Here is a 23,718-nt window from a genome sequence, read left to right as displayed (position 1 = left end):
CTGCTGATGCGTTTTGCCAGCCAATGACGCATAGTAATAACTGGGTGGGGTCCGGGAAGCGGCCAGTGTTCATGGAAGCTTACCTCGGTTCGGTGGGTCGACGGTAAGCTCTAGCCAGGGACCGGGACCTGGCTACGGGGGCCAAGATTATCGACGACTCATCACCGGTGCTCGGAACGGTCTTTGTGCCCGTTGCGGGTTTTGAAACGAGTAGCATCTTTGTCTCTCCGTGCGGTGTTCACTCTTCGTTGTGTAAGCTTCTATCGGACACATTGGCTCTCCCGGACCCCTACCTTTTTGCTCCCTCTCCTCTCCTCTCCTCTCTTCTCTTCTCTTCTCTCCCTCTTTAGCTCTCCCTTCCTATTCGCTGCGGAAATCGATGGCTCTCTTGCGGTGAGCCGTTCTTGTGAGATGGTACGATACAGGTTAGAGGTTCCCGCACGCTTGCCGTGGCTCTTGCTCATCCATTATAATTAATGAAGCTGAATACTGTTGTAGCCGTCAACCATCGCTACGCTGGCGGTCAGGAAACCCGAGTGGCGTAGGGGAGTTCCTTTTAGACCAGGTGGCCCCTGTCCTAGTGTGTGGACATTGCGCGCTCGTTACCGATTGCGCTTCTCTCTCAACTCTACTCCCCTAGCTACCAGCCCTGCGCTTTCCCCAAGATCGCGAACCTATGAGAGGATAGAGGTCAGAAGAGCATGGCTAATTACAATGACGCCTTCCAGGCCCGCTCAAAGTTGAGCGGTAGCTATGGCACTGTTACATATTATCGCCTCGGGGCGCTTGCCAGTCAGGGCGTGCAACTGGAGCGCCTCCCCTTTACGGTGAAAATCCTGCTGGAGAATCTGCTGCGCCACTGTGACGGCGAGCTAATCACCGCAGAAAATGTGCTGGCGCTGGCGCGCTGGCAGCCTGGTCAGGCCGCCACCAGCGATGAGGAGTTTCCTTTTATGCCAGCCCGTGTGCTCCTGCAGGATTTCACGGGCGTGCCTGCGGTCGCCGATCTGGCTGCGATGCGCTCAGCCGTTGCTCGCATGGGCGGCGATCCTCAGAAGATTAACCCGCTGGTTCCGGCAGACCTTGTCATCGACCACTCGGTGCAGGTCGATGTCTTCGGCTCTACCCTGGCTTTTCAGCGCAACGTGGAGCGCGAGTACGAGCGCAATAGTGAGCGCTACGCGCTGCTGCGCTGGGCCCAGCAGGCTTTCCGCAATTTCCGTGTCGTGCCTCCAGGCACGGGCATCGTGCATCAGGTCAATCTGGAGTACCTGGCCTCGGTCGTGATGACCAAGGAGGAGCACGGTGAACGCCTCGCCTTCCCCGATACGCTGGTGGGCACGGATTCGCATACGACGATGGTCAATGGTCTGGGGGTGCTTGGCTGGGGTGTTGGTGGGATCGAGGCCGAGGCTGTTCTGTTAGGTCAGCCGTTGTATCTGTTGACGCCTGAAGTGATCGGTGTGCGCATCTTCGGCGCGCTGCCGGAAGGCTCTACGGCTACTGATCTGGTGCTGACGGTCACTCAGTTGCTGCGCAAACGCGGCGTGGTAGGTAAGTTTGTGGAGTTCACTGGGCCTGGCCTGCGCTATCTCTCGCTGGCTGATCGCGCGACGATCGCCAATATGTCGCCGGAGTTTGGCGCCACGGCCACGCTCTTCCCGGTCGATGAGGAGACGCTGCGCTATCTGCGCAGTACGGGACGCGATCCTGAGCTTGTTCAGCTTGTGGAGGACTACACCCGCGCTCAAGGCCTCTTCCGCAGCGATGATGACCCCGAGCCGCTTTTCGATGATCTCTTGGAGCTGGATCTGGCGACGATTGAGCCGAGCCTGGCTGGTCCGCGCCGTCCCCAGGACCGCGTGCCGCTGGCGCGCGTGGGGCAGGTCTTCCGCGAGACCTATGCGGAGCGTATCGGTAGTAATGGTCACCGCCGCAGCGCTACTGTGCGCATCGGCGATACGCAGGCTACTCTCAGCGATGGCGCGGTGGCTATTGCCGCCATTACAAGCTGTACCAATACCTCCAATCCCTCGGTGATGGTCGCCGCCGGCCTGCTGGCAAAGCATGCTGTGGAGCGGGGCCTAAGTGTGAAGCCTACTGTGAAAACGAGTTTGGCTCCTGGCTCACGGGCTGTCATTGATTACCTGGAGAGCGCTGATCTCCTTCCTTATTTGGAGGCGTTGCGCTTCCATCTCGTGGGCTTTGGCTGTACCACCTGTATCGGAAATAGTGGTCCCCTGCCAGAGCCGGTGGCTGAGGCCGTGCAGGCCAATGATTTGGTCGTGGCGGCAGTCCTTTCGGGTAACCGCAATTTTGAGGGTCGCATTCACCCCCAGGTTCGCGCTAGCTTCCTGGCTTCGCCGCCTCTGGTGGTGGCTTATGCGCTGGCTGGCACTGTCGATATCGATCTCACGAAGGACCCTATCGGCTACGATGCTAACGGCGAGCCTGTCTATCTCCGCGAGATCTGGCCCAGCCAGGAAGAGATCAATGCGGTGGTGAGCCGCGCGATCTCACCCGAGCTGTTTAAGAAGAACTATAGCCATGTTTTCGAGGGTGACGAGCACTGGCGCTCACTGAGCAATGCCACTGGCCCGCTTTTCAATTGGGACCCGAATTCAACCTATATCCAGGAGCCGCCTTTCTTTAAGGATATGGCCCTTGAGCCGCCTCCTCTGAAGGCCATTGAGGGGGCTCGTGTTCTGGTAATGTTGGATGATTCGATCACTACGGACCACATCTCCCCCGCTGGCAGCTTCTCGCCCGATAGCCCCGCCGGTAAGTATCTGCTAGCGCGCGGTGTGGAGCGACGCGATTTCAATACGTATGGGGCACGCCGCGGTAATCACGAGGTGATGGTCCGTGGTACCTTCGCCAATATCCGCCTGCGCAATCGCCTGGTGGGCGGTAAGGAGGGATATTATACGCTTCACTTCCCCGATGGCGAGGAGATGACGATCTATGATGCGGCGATGCGCTACCAGGCGGAAGGTGTGCCGCTGCTGGTGATCGCCGGCAAGGAATATGGCTCTGGCTCGTCGCGTGACTGGGCCGCTAAAGGGCCGCTGCTGTTAGGGATTCGGGCGGTCATCGCCGAGAGCTTCGAGCGTATCCACCGCAGCAATCTGGTCGGGATGGGCATTCTGCCGCTGCAGTTCCGCCCGGGCGAGAACAAGGAATCGCTGGGCCTAAGCGGACGCGAGCGCTATGATATCCTGGGCATTGAGCAGGACCTCCAGCCGCGTCAGGAGGTTACTGTGCGCGTGACCCGCGAGGATGGCTCAACTTTCACTTTCCAGACCATTGCGCGGCTGGATAGCAAGGTGGATGTTACGTACTATAAGAACGGCGGCATCTTGCCAACGGTCCTGCGTCGCTTGATCCAGGATTAGACCAGCTCGCTCACTGGCAGACCTGGCTGACAAGGGCTTGTACCTTGCTTGAGATAGGAAGCTGAGAAGGCTTCGCACAGGAGCAGTTGGGGACATCACTGGCAGGCAGGTGGCTTGTCCTGCGATGTCCCCGGCTGCTCTTTTTCCGTTTGCTGGGACGCATAGTATATCTGCGGGCCTGCGCTCTTCTCTCTTTATGCAGCCGGCACTTTTGCGGTTTACAGTGCGCAGCGGTATGCGCTACAATAGCTTAGCCGTTCTCTAGGGAGAGCAAGCCATTGCTTTGAGCCGACGCCCCCACCTCCTTCTCTCGTGCCTCCGTGAGTCGTTCGCTCTCTAGCTGGGGTCACTCTCCTGTCAGAGTCGGGCAGGCGAGCCTGGCCGGCGGCTGGGACGGAGCGGCAGCGGCTCCCGGTTGCAGCATGAGCGGGCCGGTATGTCTGGGGTCCGATCAGGGAGGAGAGAGGGAAGAAAGGAAGGAAGAACAGGATGAATGCCAGCGATGTTTTAAAATACGGACATTTGACGGTTATGAAAACGCTGGAAGGTTTCCCCGAGTCGGCGCGCGAGCAGAGCGGAGCCTGCGGGATCTGGTCCGTCAAAGATATCATTGCGCATCTGGCCTCGTATGAATTGGTTCTTGTCGATGTTTTGATCTCGTTTCTCGAAGACGATCCCACTCCCTATCTGGGCCGCTTCACCGAATTGGGGCGCCAGTTTAATGAGGCAGAGGTGGCGATGCGCAAGGGGTGTAGTTTCGATGAGGTGCTTCAGGAGTATGTCTCTGCCCATGAGCGAACGATGGAGCTGATCGCTCGCATCCCGGCGGAAACCTGCCGTCAGACAGGCACGCTGCCCTGGTATGGTGACCCGTACTCGCTTGATGATCTGCTTGTCTATATGTACTATGGACATAAACGTGAGCATAGTGCCCAGATCGCGGCTTTCCGCGACCGCCTCCGCTAGCCAAGAGGCAAGAGGAATTGCTGCTATTCAGCTTACTGAGCAGCGCCAGCTCTCAGCCGGCGGCGTTGGAGGCCAGGCTTGCTTTGCTCTCTCCCGGTCACTACCGCGTTAGTTAGTCCTCTCTCCCCGGTCCTCACAGCGTGTGCTATGCTTACAGAAGCAGCTTCGCCTTTGCCCTTCCTTAGCTTAGATCAACCGCACCGAGCAGCTAATTGACGAGGAGCAAGCAGCGCATGGAGCAGCTACCACTTGAGCTACAAGAGCAATACCGCACTCTCCAGCCATTGTTAGAGCAGCTCGATCCTCACGAGCCGCCAACAGCGATCGTTGTGCCCCCTTCGCCGGAGCCGCGGGGGCGGATTATCGTCTTTCCAGCCTCTTTTAATCCTCCCACCACGGCCCATCTTGCTCTACTGCGTAAGGCCCAGGAGCAGGAAGGAAGAGACGTTACCATCTATGCGGCCCTAAGCAAGCAAATCGTCGATAAAGAGCACGTCGAGCGCCCAACCTTGCTAGACCGCCTGGTCCTACTGCAGCAGATTCTGCAGCACTGGCTACCTCATGTGGGCCTGCTGCTATTTAACCGAGGGCTCTATGTTGAGCAGGCGGAAGCAGTATACCGCTGTTTCCCAGCGGTCAGCCGTCTGACCTTCCTCGTTGGCTTTGATAAGGTTGTGCAGATTTTTGATCCGCGCTACTATAGCGATCGCGACGCGGCATTGCATCAGCTTTTTCGCCTGGCGCAGCTCCTTGTCGCGCCGCGAGGTGCCGCCGGTGAGGAGGAGCTACGAGCGCTACTGGCACGGCCCGAGAATCGCCAGTTTGCCGAGGCCGTGCAGGCCTTGCCTTTCGATCCGGCCTATCGCGATATCTCCTCAACACGCGTGCGTCAGAACCCGGCAGCCCATGCGAGCGATGTGCCACCGGAGGTTCTGCGCTTCATCCAGGAGACCCATGCCTATGAGGCGCCCGCGACTTCGGGCGGCCCTGATCCTTATGAGGAGCACCTCAGAGCTGTGGCCGCTGCGCTTAGGAAGGGGGCACCAGGCGAAAAACGATGCGATGATTGCCAATCTGGATGACATCCCCATTGTTGAGGATACAGCGCGCGATACGTCGGCCATTGACAAAAGTGCCCGTGGCCGAACGTCGATCTTCTAGCTCGTAACGGCCATCTGGCAGTTGGCGAATGGTAGCATGCAGACGACTGACGGTCAGATCCTCCAGGAAAAGATCGCAATCGCGACTACGGCCAATCGTCATCTCAGGCAGCAGCTCAAAGGTGCGTGGCGCGGCGGTGACGTTGTCCAGTTCCAGACGTGCAATGACACTCGTTGCGGGATCGGCCTGCCTGGTCAAATGCAGCTCTTTTCCGCGCGACGAGGCCAGTTGGAATGGACGCGTACCCTCGTGAGCGTAAAAGGTCAGACGCGTATTGCCGAAGCGCAGCTCATCTCCGTCACGCAGCAGCGCCTCTTTCACCGGTCGCCCGTTGACAAAGCTATCACCGCTGCCATGATCGTCTCGCAGCAGATAGCCCTGTGGCGTGTACAAAATGCTCGCCTGCCGACGATGGACACTGATATCTTCCAAGAAGATGTCGCAGTCGCGACTACGGCCTATAGTGGTACACTCATTCCACAGCTCAACGCGCTTGTTGGGCAGAGGTTCGCGGTGAATCACCAGATAGGCGACCCCTGGCTGCTCTGAAGATTCTCGCAACATCTGGCGGCACTCCTCGCTGAGGCGTCTGTGTTCCCGAGTACGCTTCAACCAAAACACATTCCGCATGGACCAGCATCCAGTTCTCCATTCTCATTTCCACTACTGCGGGTTAGGCATACAGGCCCACGGGCAAAGGCAGCGCGCTTGACCTCATTCACTCACCTCCCCAGCGCTCAACCCGCTGGCTCGGCTTGCCGGTCAGCATGATCTATCTCGATAGATGGCCGCGCTGCTGGTTCCCAGTGGCCTCGGTGGCCCCTCGCTGTAGCCGTTTGTCACGGCTTCGCCTGTGTGTGATCAGGAGCAGCGAGAAGCAGGCCAGGCTGAGCGAGCAGAGTGCGCTCACCCCTTCCCTCCCGCATTGATTGTAGCATACCACAGACCTCTCGGCGGACCTGGCCCACTGGTCGAATACGGCTCCCATCTGCGTTTCTCGCCTAGGAGGGAACCAGCAGCGGCGACAGGCCAGGCCTCGCCTTAATTCCAGCCTACGTAGCGCAGCGCCTGAGAGATGCGCTGGCCCGCATGCACCGCCGCTGTGATAAAGTCAGGGAGGCGGGGATGAAAGCGCTCACTGGGACCACCGATCGAGACGGCGGCGACTGCCGTTCCTAGATGATCAAAAATGGGCGCAGCGACCGCGTCGACGCCTTCTTCCAGCTCCCCACATGAGATCGCATAGCCCTGCATGCGGATCTGACGCAGTTCTTCGATAAAGCGCCGGGGATCAGTGATTGTACGCTCCGTGTAGCGCTCTAGCTTGATCTGGCCAATCAGCTCACTGAGACGATGCTCCCACTGGTAGGCCAGCAACAGCTTACCCGTCGAGACAGCATGTGCCGGCAAATGCTGGCCCGGCACATTGACGACGCGCACGAAGAAATAGGAGTCCTCCGTATCGATAATGACCACCTCCATCCCTTCCAACACAGCGAGATGGACCGATTCGCGTGTTTGGTCACGCAGCTCCATTAAGATGGGCCGGGCCACCTTGCGCACGGCGTGCGAACTGAGCACGCTCGCGCCCAGAGCTGTCACATGCAAGCTGAGACCATATTTATGCGTGTCCTCGTCCTGAACAAGTAAACCTTCATTCACCAGGGCCGTCACCAAACGATGCGTCGTCGACTTGGGCAGGCCCGTCGCCTGGGCCAGGTCCGTGATCCCCAGCAGACGGCGGCTATGAAAGGCGCGCAGCACACTGGCGATCCGATGAACAATCTGGACAGTCTTTTCTCCGTCCAGGGGCGCTCCATGCCGCATACGTCTCCCCCTTATACCGGCCTGCCTGGTTCGCCTGCCGGAATAGAGTGTCCCAGAATTGATGAGTGGCAGTATAGTCAGAGGGGTGAGGGAGTGTCAAGACTGGCATTCTCCTCGCAAGGCGTTGTATCATACACCATGATCACTTCGGCCTTTCTTTCTAGCTAGCTAGCCAGGCCTCGTCTGGGCTGGCCTGGCCTGACCTGAACGGCCAGGCAGGCCGCCACAAAGGCAGGCAGGTATCCTGGTATGAAGGAGTTTCAGCACCTATGACAACGCAATCGGGTCAGCAAGTCATCGTGGACTATGATGTCCCTGCTCGTATGCGCGATGGGACCATATTGCGCGCAAATGTCTATCGACCGGCCGGTGAAGGACAGTGGCCGGTACTGTTGACACGCCTGCCGTACGGCAAGGATCTGCCGCTTGGCAACGCTATTCTGGACCCTGTCCAGGCCGCCAGACGCGGCTACGTGGTCATCGTACAGGATACACGCGGTCGCTTTACTTCCGACGGCGACTGGGTACCAATGGCCAATGAGGCGCGCGATGGCTTCGATACGATCGAATGGGCTGCCCGCTTGCCATATAGCAATGGACAGGTCGGAATGTATGGCGCCTCCTACTTCGGCTTCACTCAGTGGTCGGCGGCGGTTGAGCAGCCTCCCGCCCTGAAGGCGATGATACCGCTTTTCACCTGGAGCGATCCCTTTAATGGTGTGGTTTTCCGCGGCGGAGCCTTGGAGCTGGGCACAATGGCCCATTGGCAGCTGCAGATGGGCATGGACGTCCTGATGCGCCGCCATCGCAATGATCCCCAGGCCCTGGGCCAGGCGATCGCTCTCTGGGCGAAGGAAATGGATGCACTGGGCAAGGAAGGCTACTGGTCGCTGCCTCTCAAGGAGTTCCGTCCCCTGAAAGCCCAGGAGATCGCGCCCCAGTTCTTTCTGGCCCTGGAGTTCCCGATGCAGCGCGCTGCCGCCGAATACATGAATATCAGTGGGAAGCACGATCGCGTGACCGTGCCAGCGTTCAACGGCGGCGGCTGGTATGACATCTTCTTGCAGGATACGCTTGAGCACTTCACGGCCATGCGTCAGCGCGGCGCTACTCCCCAGGCGCGTCAGAGCAAGCTGCTGATTGGTCCCTGGGCCCATACGTCGCAGGGCACCCTGGTTGGCGAGCAGACCTTCGGCTTCGCTTCGACGACAGCGTTTATTAATCTGCAGCAGGATTTTATGACCTATCAGTTGCGCTGGTTCGACTACTGGCTCAAGGGTATTGAGAATGGCATCGCCCAAGAGGCTCCCATCAAGATCTTCGTGATGGGTGCTAATATCTGGCGCGATGAGCAAGAATGGCCCCTGGCCCGCGCCGTTGAGACACGCTACTACCTGCATAGCCAGGGCCACGCCAATACCTTGCACGGCGACGGCACTCTCTCCACCGAGCCGCCAGAGGATGAGAGCGCTGATCAGTATACCTATGATCCAACCAACCCGGTGATCACGCGCGGTGGTGCCCTGCTGATGGCTCCCGAGTACCCCGCCGGCCCCTTCGATCAGCGCCCCGTCGAGAGTCGTAGCGATGTCCTGGTCTATACCAGTGCTCCCCTTCAGGAAGACCTGGAGGTCACCGGTCCGATCCGCGTCCATTTGTGGGCCGCCTCCAGCGCCCCCGATACTGACTTTGTAGCGCGCCTGGTCGATGTCCATCCCGATGGCTATGCCCAGAATTTGACAGACGGCATCATTCGGGCCCGCTACCGCCATGCACCGCGCGGGGGCGAACCCGAGCTGATCGAGCCGGGCAAAGCCTATGAATACGTGATTGATCTGTGGGCAACCAGCAATGTCTTTAAAGCAGGCCACCGTATCCGTCTGGACATCACGAGCAGCAATTTCCCTCGCTGGGATCGCAACCCGAATACTGGCCAGCCGCTGGGAGCCAGTGCTGAGATGGTCTCTGCTCAGCAGACGATCCTCCATAATCGTGCACACCCTTCCTATGTTGTTCTGCCAATTGTACCGCACTAGCCAATCAGGAGGGAAATAGCCTGTCATGAGAGCTGACGCTCCCCAGATGGGCTGATCAGATGGTACGCCTGCCAGTTTCAGTGAGTGGGCTGGCCATCCCGCGTCGGCAGTCCCTTGGGGCCGTGGGCCTGCCAGGTCAGGCGCCACTGCGTGGCTGCTCCTGGCCTGTCCGGCGCGGCTATCGCGGTGCCAGGTGCTGTTCAATACCAAAGATGCGTCCCTGCCTGCATGGCATGGGAGAACAGGCCAAGATGATCTGCGAGCAGCAACAATACTAGCAGGAGGCCACCGAGGAGTACCACTACGGCCAGTAAGGTCAGCGTCAGAACGAACAAGCGGCTTGTGAGCAGGAGCGATCCCGGTATCGAGGGGACAGCAACTTCGATGCTGGCCTCGGCACGGCGTTCGCCTTCGCTGAGCGGCGCCGGCTCGCTCCTCTCCTCCGACGCCGTATCTTGTGCAGGTTGCCGTGCGCTGGCTGGGGCAGGCGTTTGTTTCTGTTTCTGTCGCCCCTCCTGCTCCTCCTGGGCCTTCCGCAGTTGGGCCGCCGCCTTGAGGGTTGTTTCCTCTGGTTGGGGCGTGCGTCTCGGGGTGATCAGACGCTCTTCCACTGCTTCTGGCACAGCCAGACAGGCCGGGCGATTGAGCGCTACCGCCAGCGCTCGTACCTCACTGCGTTGCTGATGCGGCTGACTGCCAGCTTGTAGCCTGGCCTGAATCACGGCATCATAGGCCTGGGCAAAGGCGAGAATCGTCGGAAAGCGCTGCTCCGGTTTCTTAGCCAACGCCCGCAGAAAGACCTCATCCAGCTCGCGAGGTAAAGAAGGATTATAGACGCTGGGAGGCGTTGGAGGAGTATGATGGTGATGATGTAATAGCTGACTGGCGGTCCCTTCGAAGACAGCGCGCCCAGTGACAAGTTGATAGATCATGACCGCAAGGGCATATTGATCGGCTGGCGGCCCAACAGCAACCGCATCGGCTTGAGCAGGATCGTCAAACTGCTCCGGCGCCATATAGAGCGGTGTTCCGACAGAGCGGTGGAACGAACGGCCCTGGCGGTAGAAGGTCGCCAGGCCAAAATCAGCCAGTAGCAAATGAGGCCGTCCATGCGGGAAGATACGATTCAGCAGGGCCGCCCGTTCAGCATCCATCGTGGGACTGAGCGGGCTGCGATCCACCCGAATCAAAAAATTTGTCGGCTTGATGTCGCGGTGGACGATGCCATGATCATGGGCGCACTGCAAGGCTGACGCAGCCTGGAGCAGATAGTAGCCTGCTTCCTCAGCCGAAATGGGCCAGCTAAAGCCATACTGCTGCGTCCGCCTCTGAAGCCACTTCCAAAGCGAGCCTTCAGAAAGATAGGGCATAACCAGATAGGTAATGACCGTTGAGTCTGGCTCAAGTGTCTCTTCACCGAAATGATAGAGAGGCAGAATATGCTCATGTTCCAGCTCAGCGACAGCGCGTGCTTCGCGGATAAAGCGGCGAGCGGCCTGAATACCTTCGGGAGAGAGCGGAGCAGAGCGGAGATCGCTACAGATGACCTTAATAGCAACCTTGCGCCCAATGCGTTCGTGTTGAGCAAGATAGATATCCCCCATCCCACCACTTTCGAGGAGCCGTAAAAGACGATATCCACCGAGCGTCTTCCCCACCAACATATTCATTCTATTTGACCCTCACTACCTGGATAACAGAGAGAAAGCTCGCCAGGAAGCAGCCGCGAGAGAGGGACAGTGATTCTCCCTGACGGGCAAATAGAGTTTTCTTGTTCCTATTGTATAGTATACAGACGGGGCTACGACGCAGGACTGCAAGAGAGGCAAAGAGGCCCGGGACCGCCGGGGGATCTCTACCGCCAGTGCAGGGCCGGGCCCAGGCGTGCTAGGCCACGGCCTGCTCTAGCTGGGCAAGTGCCGCCGCTGCGGCCTCACGCACCGAAGGGCGCGACTGAAGCAGGTAGCGCAGGGCCGGGAGCGATTCACGATCGTGGTACTGAGCGGCCAGGTGACAGGCCAAAGCCGCTACTCCAGGCGCTTGGTCGCTGAGAGCTTCCCGCATGAGCATGCGACTGAGGCGCTGCTCGCCATGTGCGTCCAGTTTCATGAGCGTCTCTAAAGCGGCCTCGCGGACAACCGGATCGAAGTCATGGCAGGCCTGCGCGACAAGGTCAAGGCCCTCACGGGTGGCAAGTTGAGCCAGGGCCCGCAGCACGGCTACAGCGAGTATGCTGCCTGGCACATGCTCATCTTCGGGCGGCAGGGGCTCCGCTCGCTGAGCTAGAAGAGTGCGATCCTGGAACGCAACGACTTCGCGCAGCAGCCGACGGTAGGCCTCTAATGCTCTGCCTTCCCCAAGGGCAGCCAGGGCCTCGCAGGCCAGCGCAAGACGCTGCGCCTCCTCAATGCTCTCCAGACGACGGGCTTTTGCTAAGACATCAAGTAAGGGAGTAGCTAGTCGCAACTCGCGCAGGTCTAGCAGCGTCCTGACGATTGGCGACCAGGCTCGCTCATCCTGAACCTGGAGAGCCGCCAGCAAAATATCGCGCGCTGGTCCGTTCATCCAGGGCTCGATCTCCGGCATCAGGGGCAGACAGCTAGCGACCATGTGCACAATGCGCGGTTCGCGGATCAGGCCGCGCGCGATACCAGCCCAGTAGCGACCGAGCAGCAAGGCGAGCTGATGCAGCGCTACGACCTGTTGCCAGCCTCCATAGCGGCGCGCACTTGTGAAGAGAGCCTGGGCCAGGGGCTGTAGTTCGCGGTCAAAGGCGATAGGCGGCTGCTCAGGATGGGCGTTTGCATGACGAATGCTCTCCAGGAAGACATAGTAGCAGATCAGCGCCGCGTGCTGGACCAGCTTCGGCGGGAGCGTTACCTCTGGCGGGGGATTAAGATAGGTCTCCAAGGGAATGGCGCTGTAAAGAGAGGGGGCCACATAGGCCTCGAGTCCCGTAATGCGCTCTAGACCGACAGCTAACAGAAGATCAAAGAAGCCAGACTGTTTCAGCTTCAGGCACGCTTCAAGCAGATCTATCCGCGCCCACCCTTCTGCCTCTTTCAGGGCACGCACAAGCGTCTGACGGGCCAATAAGGTATTCTGGCGCAGTAGAGCCTGAGCGGCATAAAACGAGAGACGGGCATCAAGAGCGAGACGTCCAAGCAGGGCTGTCAGCTCAGGGTCTCTATAGTTGCCGAGCATCAACACTGCGAGACGGCGCGCTTTCCCTAAAGGTGTCTCCGCCGGATTGCCTCCCTGAAGCGCTCCCTGTTCCTGGGGTTCAGTGCGCTCAATCAGCATCCGCCAGACAGGCACCAGGATACCAGCCCGATCGATCTCATACAGTTGGGCAGCGACCAGAGAGGCCCACTGAGGAAGCGGGCTGAAGTCAAGTAGCGGTACCAGGCGCCTGGCTGCCTCCTCCAGGCTGATCGCTCTCCAATACAAATCGGTGAGCAAGGTGGTGGCATCGGTGCGGAGCCGACTCAAGCGCTCCCTGACTGCCAGCGATTCTGTGTCCAAGGGGGGCTGTGGCTGGCGAAGAAGCAGATGCTCTACCGTGACAGCCTGGTCAGGGAGCTTTCTGTGTTCCGCCCCGGCTGCCGCTGCGTCAGAGACATCACGCGGCCCGGCGCTCTCGCTCTCAAGCGATATGGCAGTTGGCGCGCTTTCGTCTTCCGCCGCTGCCGCCGGTACTGTTCCTTCTTCTCTCTCAGGCGGCACCGTCTCGCCCTGTGGCCTCATCTCAACGGCGGGCGCTTCCTTGTCGGGCGCCGGCGTCGTGTCGGCTTCCTGCCCCAACGTCGGCTTCGCTGGCTGATCATGATACATGTCTGCCATGTTCTTTCAGTATCCTCTTGCTTTCCGTATCAGGATGCGGCTCAACTCCCTAGCAACCGATCCTAACCGCCGAGACCCCTGGATGCTCCTGTCTGCCTTACTTACTTACTCTTACTTCAGCCATGCCCGCCTGCACCTGATCAGGCTCAGGTGCGGGCAGCTGTACCGCCAGCGCGCTCATCTGGCATCCTGCCGGTGATGCCAGCGGTCAGCCAGGCTCTTCGCTATTGTATGCGCTTTCGCTTTCTACGGTCAAGACTATTGTGCTATGGGCAGAGCCAGCCCTCTGTACTGTCGAACGATGGGTTCCGCCTCCCCTGTGCCCTTTCTATGTGAGCTTCCAGCCTGGTCACAGCGCCTGGCAAGGTAGGCGCTGCTCGCGCGCAGCCGGTCTAGTATATAATTATAGGGGGTAGACCTGCATGTAGCGCACACCGCAGAGATGATCGCGGCCAGAAGCGCACTATTTTCTATCTACTTCTGAAGGAGTCGGAGCTATGGCAGTCATACGTACCTCGCTGGTAGACCTCAAAGTCAATGGCAACGGCGCCTATGCCTTCCTGGCTCAGCCGGATGACGACTTGAAGCATCCCGGTGTTGTGATGATCCAAGAATGGTGGGGTATTGAGCCGCACATTCAGGATCTGGCCCAAAAGCTGGCTACCGAGGGCTTTATCGTGGCCGTGCCCGATCTCTATCACGGGAAAATTGCCACTGAGCCAAATGATGCGCTCAAGATGATGATGACGATGATCCGCGAAAAGATGGATCGCGCCGTCAAAGAGATCATCGGAGCGCTAGAAACCCTCAAGGCGATGCCCAATGTGGAGCCGAAAAAGCTCGGTCTCATTGGTTTCTGCGTCGGCGGTTTACTGACCTATACGGTGGCTGAGCGCTATTCCGATCTGGCTGCGGCTGTGCCCTTCTACGCAGGCGGCTATGATCCTCAGCCGGAGAATGTGGCCCGGGTTAGTGCTCCTATTCTGGCAATCTATGGCCGCTACGACGATAGTATCCCAATGGAGCAGGTCGAGAAGGTCGAGCGGGTCTACAAGGAGGCCGGCAAGGATATCACGGTCAAGGTCTACGATGCGGGCCATGCTTTCCTGAACCCGATGCATGGCATGGGGAACGAGAAGGCGGCTGCCGAGGCCTGGCCTCTGGCCGTACGTTTCCTCAAAGAGAAGCTCGGCCAGTAAGTAAGCCGCTGGCTCTCCTCCGGCTCGCCTAATTGGCCCCGCAGTCAATGAGAGCCGGACGGCGGGCACGATCAGAGTTTTTGAGCCGCCAATGTTAACTGCTCTCTTCCTGGGCATCTCTTACGGCTTCACCGCTGGTATCAGTCCAGGTCCAATGCTCGGCCTGGTGATCACGCAGACGCTGCAGCGCGGCTGGCGTGCTGGCAATCTGGTGGCGCTGGCCCCGCTCTTGACCGATCTGCCAATTATTCTGCTGGCCGTCTTGTTGATCAGCCAGTTGCCGGCCAGTACCCTGGGCTGGCTGGCGGTGGCCGGTGGACTCTTTGTGCTCTATCTGGGCTGCGAGACGGCCCTGACAGCCTATGGCTATGGGCGCACGCCTTCCTCTCCTCAGAGGCTCGCTTCCTCGGTCTCCGCAAGCAGCGCCGGTGGCCCTGTGCTTTGGCGCGCTATTGTGACGAATGCTCTGAACCCCCACCCTTATCTCTTCTGGGGCACCGTGGGAGCTCAGTTGCTGATTCGCAACTATGAGGAGCAGGGGGCCGTTGGGCCTGTTTTGCTCCTCTTTAGCTTCTACGCTGGTCTGGTTGGCACGAAGCTCGGCGTTGCTTTCGCTGTCAACCGCAGCCGCCATTGGCTTCAGGGCGCTGCCTATCGCCGGGTGTTGTTCCTGAGCGCTTTGTTGTTGATGGCGTTGGGCCTGTGGCTCCTGGCTGAGGGTCTGAGCAGCTTGCTATAGGCTTCGATCCAGCCCAGCCCAGTGGGAGAAAAGATTGACGCGTCGCTGCTGACGATCGGTTACCCGTCTGTCAATCCGTTTGGTCAGACCGCGACAGGCAGCTTTCTTTGCTAGAAGGAAGGGAGGGAGCTGCGGGCGTGCTCTCTTCTTTACTTGACACGCTGATAGCAGATCGCTATAGTAGAAAAAGGTAATTTAACAAATAGCTATGTGAGGCACTATGGATCTCGCTGAGAAACTCAGGCATTTACGGAAGGTGGAAGGAGAGCTACGCGGCCTCAACCGGCCTATGACGCAGACGGAAGTCGTCACGGCAATGGAGAAGGAGCTCGGTGAGACCATTAGCCAGGCCTATCTGTCGCAACTGGAGAGCGGGAAGCGGGTTCATCTGACGGCTTCCACGCGTGACTTGTTGGCCCGTTTCTTCAAGGTGCATCCAGGCTATCTGGTCAGTGACCCTCCCGACTTCAGCACTGATCTGCTGACAGACGTGGCTGAAGAGAGCGATCGCCTTGCTACCTGGCTGGAGGCCAGCGCCGAAGAGTGGCGGGCAGAGCCGGAGGTGGCTGGCTTTTTCACTGCCCTGGCGCAAACAACGGACCCGCGCCGCTACCTGGCCTTGCTCAGTGAATTGTTGGCCCTGCCTCTTTCTGAGCTTGAGCAGCTTGTGCATACGCTGACAGGGCCTGGCTCGGGACAGCAGAGCAGGAGCTAGCGCCGTAGGCAAGTCGCTACCTCCTGACAAGCAGCCCGCGAGGTCAGGCCTGTCTCTCGCCGTTAGGCGGCAGCGCAACAGGAAAAGGGTCATGGCGTTGTAAGCCTGCATAGGTGAAGCGTCTATACACAGTGGACCTGAAGGTAGAGCGCGCAACAGCTCTCTTGTGAGAGCCGTTGCGTGTGCGCAGCATCAGCAGCAGCAGCAAAGGAGCCGGGTTATGCTCATTGCCACTGATCCGCTTTCGCTTGTCTTCATCGGTTGTTTTCTGTTCGGGACCTTTTTCCTGGTCATTTCGGCGCTGCTCGGGAGCCTGGGACATGGTCTGACCCACCACATTGGTGGCACTGGCCCCCATGTAGCCGATGGCCTGCATGGTCTCGCTCAACATTTGCATCTGCCCCATGCCCATTTGGGTCCTTCGGCCTCCAGTGTGTCTGTAGACACAGGCGCTGGTCACGCCGGTCACGTTGCTCATCTTTCTTCCGGGCATGGCCCAGGGACGCATGGGGGCCCCGCTCATGGCCAGAGCCAGCCCGCTCAGAGTCTTTCCTCTTCGTGGCTCTCCCATCTCCTGGCTTGGGTTAATCCCTGGACAGTGATTTTCTTTCTCTTGGGCTTCGGCTTCTTCGGCTACGTCTTCCATAACGCTACTCACCTGGATGTCCTCTTCTCTCTCCTGCTGGCCCTCTTCGCAGGTTTGCTGCTGGCAGGGCTGGTCTTGGCGCTGCTGTTCCGCATCTTTGGTGACAGCGAGGCTGAGACTATTCAGGATGTCTCAGATCGCACGGGCTTGATCGGTAAGGTCAGTCTGCCGATCCGGCAGAATAGCGTCGGCGAGGTCATCTATGTCTCGCCTGGCGGTTTGCGTAAGAGTGTGCCAGCCCGTAGTGTCGATGGTCGGCCTATCGAACGCGGACAGGAGGTGATTATCCTCAACTACGAGCGCGGTATCGCTGAGGTGGAGACCTGGGAGCGATTCTTCGAAGGCGAGCCAGGACAGCAGCCGCTGCATACGCCAACTGGCGCAGAGTTGGAGCAGTTGCGCGCGCTCCTTCAGGATCAGGACGGAAATGATCGCTCCGAGTTGCTTACTGGTAAAGATCTCCTCTGATACTCAGAAACGCTATCGTTGTAAGTAAGGAGAGGCTGCTATGTTCAATGGCATTCTCGGGCTGGTTGTCGGCGGCGTCTTGCTGCTTGTCGTGCTGGTCATTATCGCCATCGCTTTATGGGCCAGCATGCTCCGTAAGGTGGGACCTAACCGGGCCTTGATTATCTACGGCGCCGGGGGTACCGATGTGGTCACCGGCGGCGCAAAGTTCGTCTTCCCTCTGATTAGCCGCGCTCAGGAGTTTCCCCTTGAATTGATGTCCTTTGATGTCGCTCCGGCTCAGGATCTCTATACTTCGCAGGGGGTGGCTGTCAATGTCGAGGCGGTCACTCAGATCAAGGTGCGCTCCGATAAGGAGAGCATTAAAACGGCGGCGGAGCAGTTCTTGAGCAAAAGTCAGCAGGAGCGGGAGAACCTGATCCGCCTGGTAATGGAGGGACACCTGCGCGGCATCGTCGGTCAGTTGACCGTTGAGGACCTGGTCAAGGACCCGGAGAGCGTCAGCGCCAAAATGCTCAAGACGGTCAGCGCCGATATGGAGAAGATGGGCCTGGAGGTCATCTCCTTCACGATCAAGGACGTGCGCGACAAGAATGACTATATCGCCAATATGGGACGCCCGCAGATCGCCGAGATCCGCAAGCAGGCCGATATTGCTGCCGCTCTCGCCGCTCGCGATACGCAGATCCAGCAGGCTCAGGCGGCTCGCGAAGCCGCAATCGCCCGTTCGCTTGCCGATCAGGAACGCGCCAAGGCCGAGGCCGAATCTCAGGCCAAGCAGGCGGAGTATCAGCGCGACCTGCTGCTCAAGAAGGCGGCCTTTGACGCCGAGGTCAAGAAGCAGCAGGCGGCTGCTGATAAGGCCTATGACATTCAAGCCAATATCATGCAGCAGCGGGTTGTCGAAGAGGCGATCAAGGTCACCGAGGTCGAGAAGCACGCGCAGATTCGTGTCCAGGAGGCTGAGATCCAGCGTCGTGAGCTAGAGCTGCAAGCTACAGTCCAGAAGGCTGCCGAGGCCGAGCGTCGCCGTATCGAGACGGTGGCTGAGGCCGAGCGTCAGCGCCTGATCCTTGAAGCCCAGGGCCAGGCCGACGCGGCTCGCATGCGCGGCATGGGTGAGGCTGAAGCGGCACGGGCTCGCGGTATGGCCGAGGCTGAGGTGATCCGTGCTAAGGGCCTGGCTGAGGCTGAGGTGATCCGTGCTAAGGGTGAGGCTGAGGCTGAAGCGATGAAGGTTAAGGCCGCCGCTTATCATGAGTACAATCAGGCGGCAGTGCTTGACAAGCTGCTGACCAATATGCCAGAGATTGTGCGTGCGATTGCCGAGCCACTCAGCAAGGTTGACAAGGTGACGATCGTCTCAACCGGCAATAGCGCTAATGGCGTCGGTGCCAGCCGCCTCACAGGTGATATCATGAATATGGCGGCTCAAATTCCGGCGCTCTTTGAGTTGCTTAGCGGCGTACGGATCAATGAGCTGATGGCGCGCGTTCCCTCTCTCAAGGGCCAGACTGATCAACAGGCTACCAGTAGTGACGAACGCGCCAGCGAGGCAGAGGCCGGTGTTGATCGCTCCGGGGTTAGCAATCATCAGGCCTAAGACGCAGGGCCTTTGGCAAGCCAGCCTCTTGCTCTGTGGGTAGCGTCTGGCTACGCCGCCGCTGAGCCAGGGGAGCAAGTGAGGCTGCTGGCTGCCAGTCTGCTCGCTCCCATCTCTGTGGGGAAGGCGTCGGGAAGCGGCGAGTGCTTCCCGCTGCGCTTTCCCTTGCCTGCTGTTGTCACCGCCGGTGAGAGGTCCGCTATGTCTCTTTGGAAAGGGATGTGCTATGAACCTGTTGGAACGAGTCCTTACGCTGTTGCGCATCAACATCGATGCTTTCCTTGAGAAGGCTCCAGATCCACAGTCATCTCTCCGTCAGTTACAGCTTGATATGCGCAACCAACTGGTACAGGTGAAAACGCAGGTGGCCACGGCGATTGCTGCTGCCCATCAGCTGCAACGCCGTGCGCGCGAGAAACAAGAGGAGGCTGCCACCTGGCTACAGAAGGCTGAGCAGGCTCTTCGGCAGGGCAACGAGGAGGCTGCACGTTCGGCCCTTTTGCAATACAACGAGGTGAGTCGCCTCGCTCTTCGCTATGAGCAGCAGCGGCAGGCTCAGGAGCAGCTCGCCCACACCATGCGTGATGCTCTCCAGCAGCTTGAAGCGCGTTTGCGCGAATTGGAGGCAACCAGTGAGTTGCTGGAGATGCAGCAGCGGCAGGAACGTATTCAGCAGCGTATTTTTGATGAGCAACAGCGGCGGCGGCAGGATATCGAGCAGCGGCGGGAACGGCTTCAGTCCCATCTGGTCGGCGGACAGCATCAGCATCTGCAGGCAAAAGAGGAGCAACAGCGATCTGACGCTGGCGATCGGCCTCCGACTACGGAGACGCTGTCACCCTCTCTCTCGGCGCTCCGGCAAGCGTCTCAGTCACCGCGCGCCGATGCTGGCCTGGCGGATCTTGAGCAGCAGCTACAGGCGCTGAAGACTCACAAGCAGAGCCAAAGGGTGCCTTCGCTGAAGATGAAAGGCCCGCAGAGGCCAGAAGCTCCCCCCCAGCCTGGAGAGGAAGGGGAGGAACAGGAGCAGACGGCGTCTGCCTCTGGCCGAACGCAGGCCAGTGCGCGCCGAGCCGCTAGCAGAGCAACGACACGCACCACAGAGGCTCTCGATAAGGCGACACTTGCAGATCTCCCGCTCCTGCTAGAGACGCTCCAGGCCCACCACCGCCACCCGGATGAGCCATCCGAATGAGTAAGCCAAGTCGCTGGCTTTAGCAGTCGGTCCTGCCTCTATCCGGTGGCGCTGTGGCCTATGGTGCCTATGCTCATCCGCGGAGCAGGTGCAAGGCAGACTTACTTACCTTCCTCCTCTGGCGCCCCTTGCTCTCGCCGCTTCGGCCACTTATCAATGGCTAAAGAGCAGCGTAAAGGCAATGAGGATGATCATGCCTATGACCATCCCAATGATGAAGGAGTATTGATTTCGCCGCCGCTCTTCCTCCGTTTTTGGGGCTTTGCTCTGGCTTTCACTCATCGTTGGTACTCTTCTATTATCCTTGCGTGTTGTTAGTGAAGCTTCACAGGCGGGCAGGTTTGCCGCATACCTGCTTTCATCCATTACTTTGGATTATAGCGCGGCGGCGATTGCGCCCTCAACATTGGCCATTACTTCCATGCTCTCTTTCAGATCAGCCTCGCGGGTGGTAACCAGCACATGGAAGGCGGCGCTACCTCCCTCGATGAGGCGCAAGAGCAGGCGATGGTGTGAGCTGGTCACGACGAGGTCTTCGTAGGTACCCCAGCCACCCAGCTCCAGCGAGCGCAGGATGCCCTGGATGGTCGCCCTGAGATGACTTCCCATCGGAGAGAGATCGAGGTCGTCCACGGAAACCTGAGCGATGGGCTGGCCATCCATACTCAGGACGGCTGTCGCCACAAAGCCCGGAATGGCATAGCCGAGTGTTTGCAGCGCAGCGACAATAGCACTGATATTCCGCCGCGTCGTGCGCGGCAAAGGCCCACTTTTGCCGCTGGCTGGGCTCGCCGGGAGCGGTCCACTGCGGCCAGCGCTTCCCACGCTTGTGCTTGGCATACTGCCAGTGGCCGACTGAGATGCTCCCATTGCTGGGCGGGGACCGGTGAGGGCTCCTGTGTCAGGCAAAGCGGGGCTTTCTTGACGTACGCCAGGCAACGAGGAGGGGTGAGAAGAAGCCATGCCCAATGGTCCGCTTCCTCGATAGAGAGATTTGAGGCTCTGCAACGGCCCGCTTCCGGGACCGGAGCCAGACGAGGGATTGGAGAAGGCGATCAATGGCTGGTTTTCATTGCCCCCGCTCCCGATTCGGCGCAGTCGAATGCCTGTATCGGTCGAAAGGGGACGGTGCAGGGGCTGCTCTGGACTGGCCGGAGCCGAGGGGTGCCCTTCACCAAAAGTTGCCTCCTGGCGCCTGGTCGGTGCCACCGGCACCTGCCCCGTGGTAAGAGACGAGCGCGTCGCGGGTGTGACTGGCGGCAGCTCGGACTGAGTCGGTTGCTCAGTTAACCACGAGGGAAGCTCTACCGGTTCGGAGGGGGCTAGACGCTGCAGGCGGCTGGGCGTTGGCATCTTGCCCGTGCTCCCACCGCCGGGAGCTGGGGCCGAGGTAGCAGCCAGATGACCGGTCACCGGCAGGGCGCCACTTTCGCTGCTCCGACCGCTCTCTCCTCCTTGTCGCCGCTCACTCCCCCCTAACTTGGGCATGTACCCCGTCGCCATCCACCACTCGCGGGTCCCATCTTCGCTTGCACTAGCCTGAGAGGCGCTGCTTTGACTCGCCTCTTGGCCCAGCGACGAGCCGGCCATGTCCTCCGCTAGCAGGCCAAAAGGCGTATCGTCAATCTCGTCAAGTGCGAGAGGCTTTGTCTCGCGGGCCTGCTGATCCTGGGCAGGCAGCGCCCCACTAGCCCCACCGCCTGCCTCGTTGCCGTACTTCGCCCGATACTGTAGGGCCTGGAGGATGAGACGAGAGAGCGGCTGCGTTACATTCGGAGCAGTCTCGTCCTCCCAAGGCTGATAGGAGACCGTCCCATTGCGGTGAGCCGCCAGCGCGAAAAAAGCCTCCTCACCACGCAGTACCCCATATTCTGCCCATACCAGTTCTCCATTCTGGAAGCGTAGCAAGCCGCGCTCTCCCTGGTCCGTACTCACGACCAGGGCAATTTTCTTACGGCTCATGGTCACGATCTGAATGACATCCAGCAGATCAAAGGAGTCCAGGCTTGCAGAAAAGCCGGACTGCGTGAGCAGACGCCGCACCTCGACTCTCAGCTGTTCGAGATTGAGAGGCTTGTCAATGAGAGCCGCTACGCCTCGCTCAAGGGCCTGTGTGCGTTCTTCGCCGGCCTCGGGCGGCGTCAATAAGAGGATGGCTGTGCGCGGATAGTAGAGCCGCAACCAGCGCACTAGCTCAAAATCATCGGCGCTGGCCAGCCTCAGATCAGCAACCACAAGATGATGCATCTCGCGCCAGAGCACGCGAAGGGCCTCCGCAGTTCCGCTGGCCCCCTGCACTAGATAGCCATCAGCGCGCAGGGCCGTCAGTATCGCCTGACCCTCTCCTGCATCATCAGTGACCACAAGAATGCGCGACTGCTCCGACATCTTCAGTATCCTCGTGCTTTCAGCATCCTCGTGAGGACCGTCCTCCCTACAACATCGCGCCCTTTCTTCTCTCTCGCCACGGCCCCATGATACCATGCGAGAGCTGGGGTGACAAGCGGAACGAGCTTTTCCACCTCAAGCACTGCAGGAGTTGGCTATTGCCCCCTTGGGAAGGGCTAGCAGCAGAAAAGAAGGGATAAGCGACACCCGCTGCTCTCTCGCTTAGGCACATAGTACCGAAAAAAGACCAATTTTGAAAGGGTTCTCCCCAAGAGAGGTTATCTTGATATATCGCTTGACAGGAGAAGGCCTTCAATCCCCGTGCCTGTGCCTGGCGGTCAACCGCCGTGAGCAGGTCGCCAGCTCGCGTGGCGCTGCTCGCTTTAGCGCAAAGTCCCGACCGTGTTGCTCAGTCAGGCTACTTGCAGGTCCGTGCAAGAGCGCCTCACTTTAGGATATGCTATAGAAGAAGAGAGAAGCCTCTATCCTCTGGCTTCTTTGTTTTCAGCCTATGCAAGCAAGCAGGTAGCGAGGATAAAACGCATGACGGAAAGCGCAAGCACACAGCAACAGGAGAAGGAAGCCTGGAAGCGGGCAGTAGGAGAAGCGGCAGCCGCCCTGGTTGAGCCGGGGATGGTCATCGGCCTGGGCAGTGGCTCTACTGCTGAGTGGATGATCCGCGCTTTGGGGCAGCGGCTTCAGCAGGAAGGCCTGCGGATCGCTGGGGCGGTGCCCACATCGGAGCGCACAGAGGCCCTGGCGCGGGCGGTAGGCATTCCCCTCACCGATCTGGATCACCACCCCGAGCTAGATCTTGATATTGATGGCACCGATGAGATCGATCCTCATCTCCATCTGATCAAAGGCGGCGGCGGGGCCTTGCTTCGCGAAAAGGTGGTGGCCTCGGCTTCGCGCCGTTTCATTGTGATTGCCGACATCACGAAGCAGGTACCGCTGCTTGGCCTCCATGTTCCCCTGCCTATTGAAACTGTGCCCTTCGCCCTGACTCCCGTCAGACGTCGTCTGGAGGCGCTAGGTGCTGAGACCCGGCTGCGCCAGCACGATGGTCAACCGTTCTATACGGACAACGGCAACCTGATTCTCGATTGTTACTTCCACGAGGGCATCGCTGACCCTAGCGAGCTAGAAAACCGTTTGCGACGGATCGTAGGCGTGGTTGAAACCGGTCTCTTCCTGCATATGACCACTGAGGCCCTGATCGCAGGTCCAAGCGGGATCACCCACCTGGTCCGTGGCACCGAGATCGACAGCAGCGTGACGCCAGGTCCAGCCGTTCCTTGACAGCTCACTTGCTTTGTCATTATAATCTTTTTAAGACATCTAAAAACCTCCTTCGACTTCTTTCTCGTAAGAGGAGAGGAGGTTTTTTTGTAGTCTAGCTATTTCTTCTTCTATCGCGGGTGGGACCCATTGTTGCGTCCTGGCCAGCGCTGGCTGTTGCTTTTTGGGCTGTCTGGTCTACCAGTGCTGGCAGAGGAGACAATGCGGAGCCGCAGCGAGCGAGCAAGCTAGCTAG

17 protein-coding genes are annotated in these 23,718 nt (G+C 59.3%); 11 read left to right on the top strand and 6 right to left on the bottom strand.

What is annotated here, in order from left to right; all coding sequences use genetic code 11:
• Positions 1–701 precede the first annotated feature (701 nt).
• From acnA to AC6H1L_RS17695, 3 genes are all read left to right on the top strand, one after another.
• Positions 702–3,395: an aconitate hydratase AcnA gene (acnA, locus tag AC6H1L_RS17705; RefSeq protein WP_497598792.1), complete on the top strand. Its 2,694-nt coding sequence runs from the start codon at positions 702–704 to the stop codon at positions 3,393–3,395.
• Between the two features lie 489 nt (positions 3,396–3,884).
• Positions 3,885–4,361, top strand: coding sequence for a DinB family protein (locus tag AC6H1L_RS17700; RefSeq protein ID WP_497598791.1), 477 nt, complete (start codon positions 3,885–3,887; stop codon positions 4,359–4,361).
• 233 nt (positions 4,362–4,594) lie between these two features.
• Positions 4,595–5,443, top strand: coding sequence for a nucleotidyl transferase family protein (locus AC6H1L_RS17695; RefSeq protein ID WP_497598790.1), 849 nt, complete (start codon positions 4,595–4,597; stop codon positions 5,441–5,443).
• Here AC6H1L_RS17695 and AC6H1L_RS17690 read toward each other — a convergent pair.
• Together AC6H1L_RS17690 and AC6H1L_RS17685 are read right to left on the bottom strand one after the other, a co-directional pair.
• On the bottom strand, positions 5,391–6,086 hold the full coding sequence (locus AC6H1L_RS17690) for an FHA domain-containing protein (protein ID WP_497598789.1): 696 nt from the start codon (positions 6,084–6,086) through the stop codon (positions 5,391–5,393). The two genes, AC6H1L_RS17695 and AC6H1L_RS17690, sit on opposite strands and share 53 nt — an antisense overlap.
• A 477-nt stretch (positions 6,087–6,563) precedes the next feature.
• Positions 6,564–7,349: an IclR family transcriptional regulator gene (locus tag AC6H1L_RS17685; protein ID WP_497598788.1), complete on the bottom strand. Its 786-nt coding sequence runs from the start codon at positions 7,347–7,349 to the stop codon at positions 6,564–6,566.
• Between the two features lie 269 nt (positions 7,350–7,618).
• Here AC6H1L_RS17685 and AC6H1L_RS17680 point away from each other — a divergent pair, with 269 nt between their 5' ends.
• Positions 7,619–9,385, top strand: a complete 1,767-nt coding sequence (locus AC6H1L_RS17680) for a CocE/NonD family hydrolase (RefSeq protein WP_497598787.1) — start codon at positions 7,619–7,621, stop codon at positions 9,383–9,385.
• A 200-nt stretch (positions 9,386–9,585) separates the two neighbouring features.
• Here AC6H1L_RS17680 and AC6H1L_RS17675 read toward each other — a convergent pair whose 3' ends face one another.
• The gene (locus AC6H1L_RS17675) at positions 9,586–11,055 is read right to left on the bottom strand and encodes a serine/threonine protein kinase (protein ID WP_497598786.1); all 1,470 of its coding nucleotides are present in this window, start codon (positions 11,053–11,055) and stop codon (positions 9,586–9,588) included.
• A 217-nt stretch (positions 11,056–11,272) separates the two neighbouring features.
• Entirely contained in the window at positions 11,273–13,228 is a 1,956-nt protein-coding gene (locus AC6H1L_RS17670; protein WP_497598785.1) for a HEAT repeat domain-containing protein, read from the bottom strand.
• 497 nt (positions 13,229–13,725) lie between these two features.
• On the opposite strand from AC6H1L_RS17670, the gene AC6H1L_RS17665 reads away from it, so the two are divergent.
• The 6 genes from AC6H1L_RS17665 to AC6H1L_RS17640 all read left to right on the top strand — a co-directional run bounded on the left by AC6H1L_RS17665 (position 13,726) and on the right by AC6H1L_RS17640 (position 19,793).
• Positions 13,726–14,427 (top strand): dienelactone hydrolase family protein, encoded by a 702-nt coding sequence (locus AC6H1L_RS17665; protein ID WP_497598784.1) that lies wholly within the window; start codon positions 13,726–13,728, stop codon positions 14,425–14,427.
• Positions 14,428–14,518: 91 nt separating this feature from the next.
• The gene (locus AC6H1L_RS17660; protein ID WP_497598783.1) at positions 14,519–15,166 is read left to right on the top strand and encodes a LysE family translocator; all 648 of its coding nucleotides are present in this window, start codon (positions 14,519–14,521) and stop codon (positions 15,164–15,166) included.
• 289 nt (positions 15,167–15,455) lie between these two features.
• The gene (locus AC6H1L_RS17655) at positions 15,456–15,881 is read left to right on the top strand and encodes a helix-turn-helix domain-containing protein (protein ID WP_497598782.1); all 426 of its coding nucleotides are present in this window, start codon (positions 15,456–15,458) and stop codon (positions 15,879–15,881) included.
• A gap of 220 nt (positions 15,882–16,101) precedes the next feature.
• Positions 16,102–16,995, top strand: coding sequence for a hypothetical protein (locus AC6H1L_RS17650; RefSeq protein WP_497598781.1), 894 nt, complete (start codon positions 16,102–16,104; stop codon positions 16,993–16,995).
• 40 nt (positions 16,996–17,035) lie between these two features.
• Positions 17,036–18,598, top strand: coding sequence for a flotillin family protein (locus AC6H1L_RS17645; protein WP_497598780.1), 1,563 nt, complete (start codon positions 17,036–17,038; stop codon positions 18,596–18,598).
• Between the two features lie 226 nt (positions 18,599–18,824).
• Complete coding sequence (locus AC6H1L_RS17640) at positions 18,825–19,793, top strand: PspA/IM30 family protein (protein ID WP_497598779.1); 969 nt, start codon at positions 18,825–18,827, stop codon at positions 19,791–19,793.
• A 153-nt stretch (positions 19,794–19,946) separates the two neighbouring features.
• Here AC6H1L_RS17640 and AC6H1L_RS17635 read toward each other — a convergent pair whose 3' ends face one another.
• Together AC6H1L_RS17635 and AC6H1L_RS17630 are read right to left on the bottom strand one after the other, a co-directional pair.
• Positions 19,947–20,075, bottom strand: coding sequence for a hypothetical protein (locus AC6H1L_RS17635; protein ID WP_497598778.1), 129 nt, complete (start codon positions 20,073–20,075; stop codon positions 19,947–19,949).
• Positions 20,076–20,168: 93 nt separating this feature from the next.
• Positions 20,169–22,181 (bottom strand): response regulator, encoded by a 2,013-nt coding sequence (locus tag AC6H1L_RS17630; RefSeq protein ID WP_497598777.1) that lies wholly within the window; start codon positions 22,179–22,181, stop codon positions 20,169–20,171.
• A 543-nt stretch (positions 22,182–22,724) separates the two neighbouring features.
• On the opposite strand from AC6H1L_RS17630, the gene rpiA reads away from it, so the two are divergent.
• A complete protein-coding gene (gene rpiA, locus AC6H1L_RS17625) occupies positions 22,725–23,483 on the top strand; it encodes a ribose-5-phosphate isomerase RpiA (protein ID WP_497598776.1) in 759 nt (252 codons plus the stop codon).
• Positions 23,484–23,718: the final 235 nt, after the last annotated feature.

It is taken from the genome of Thermogemmatispora argillosa, assembly GCF_059696725.1.
The sequence above is the reverse complement of the archived record's forward strand: the minus strand, read 5'-3'. Positions and strand labels throughout refer to the sequence as shown.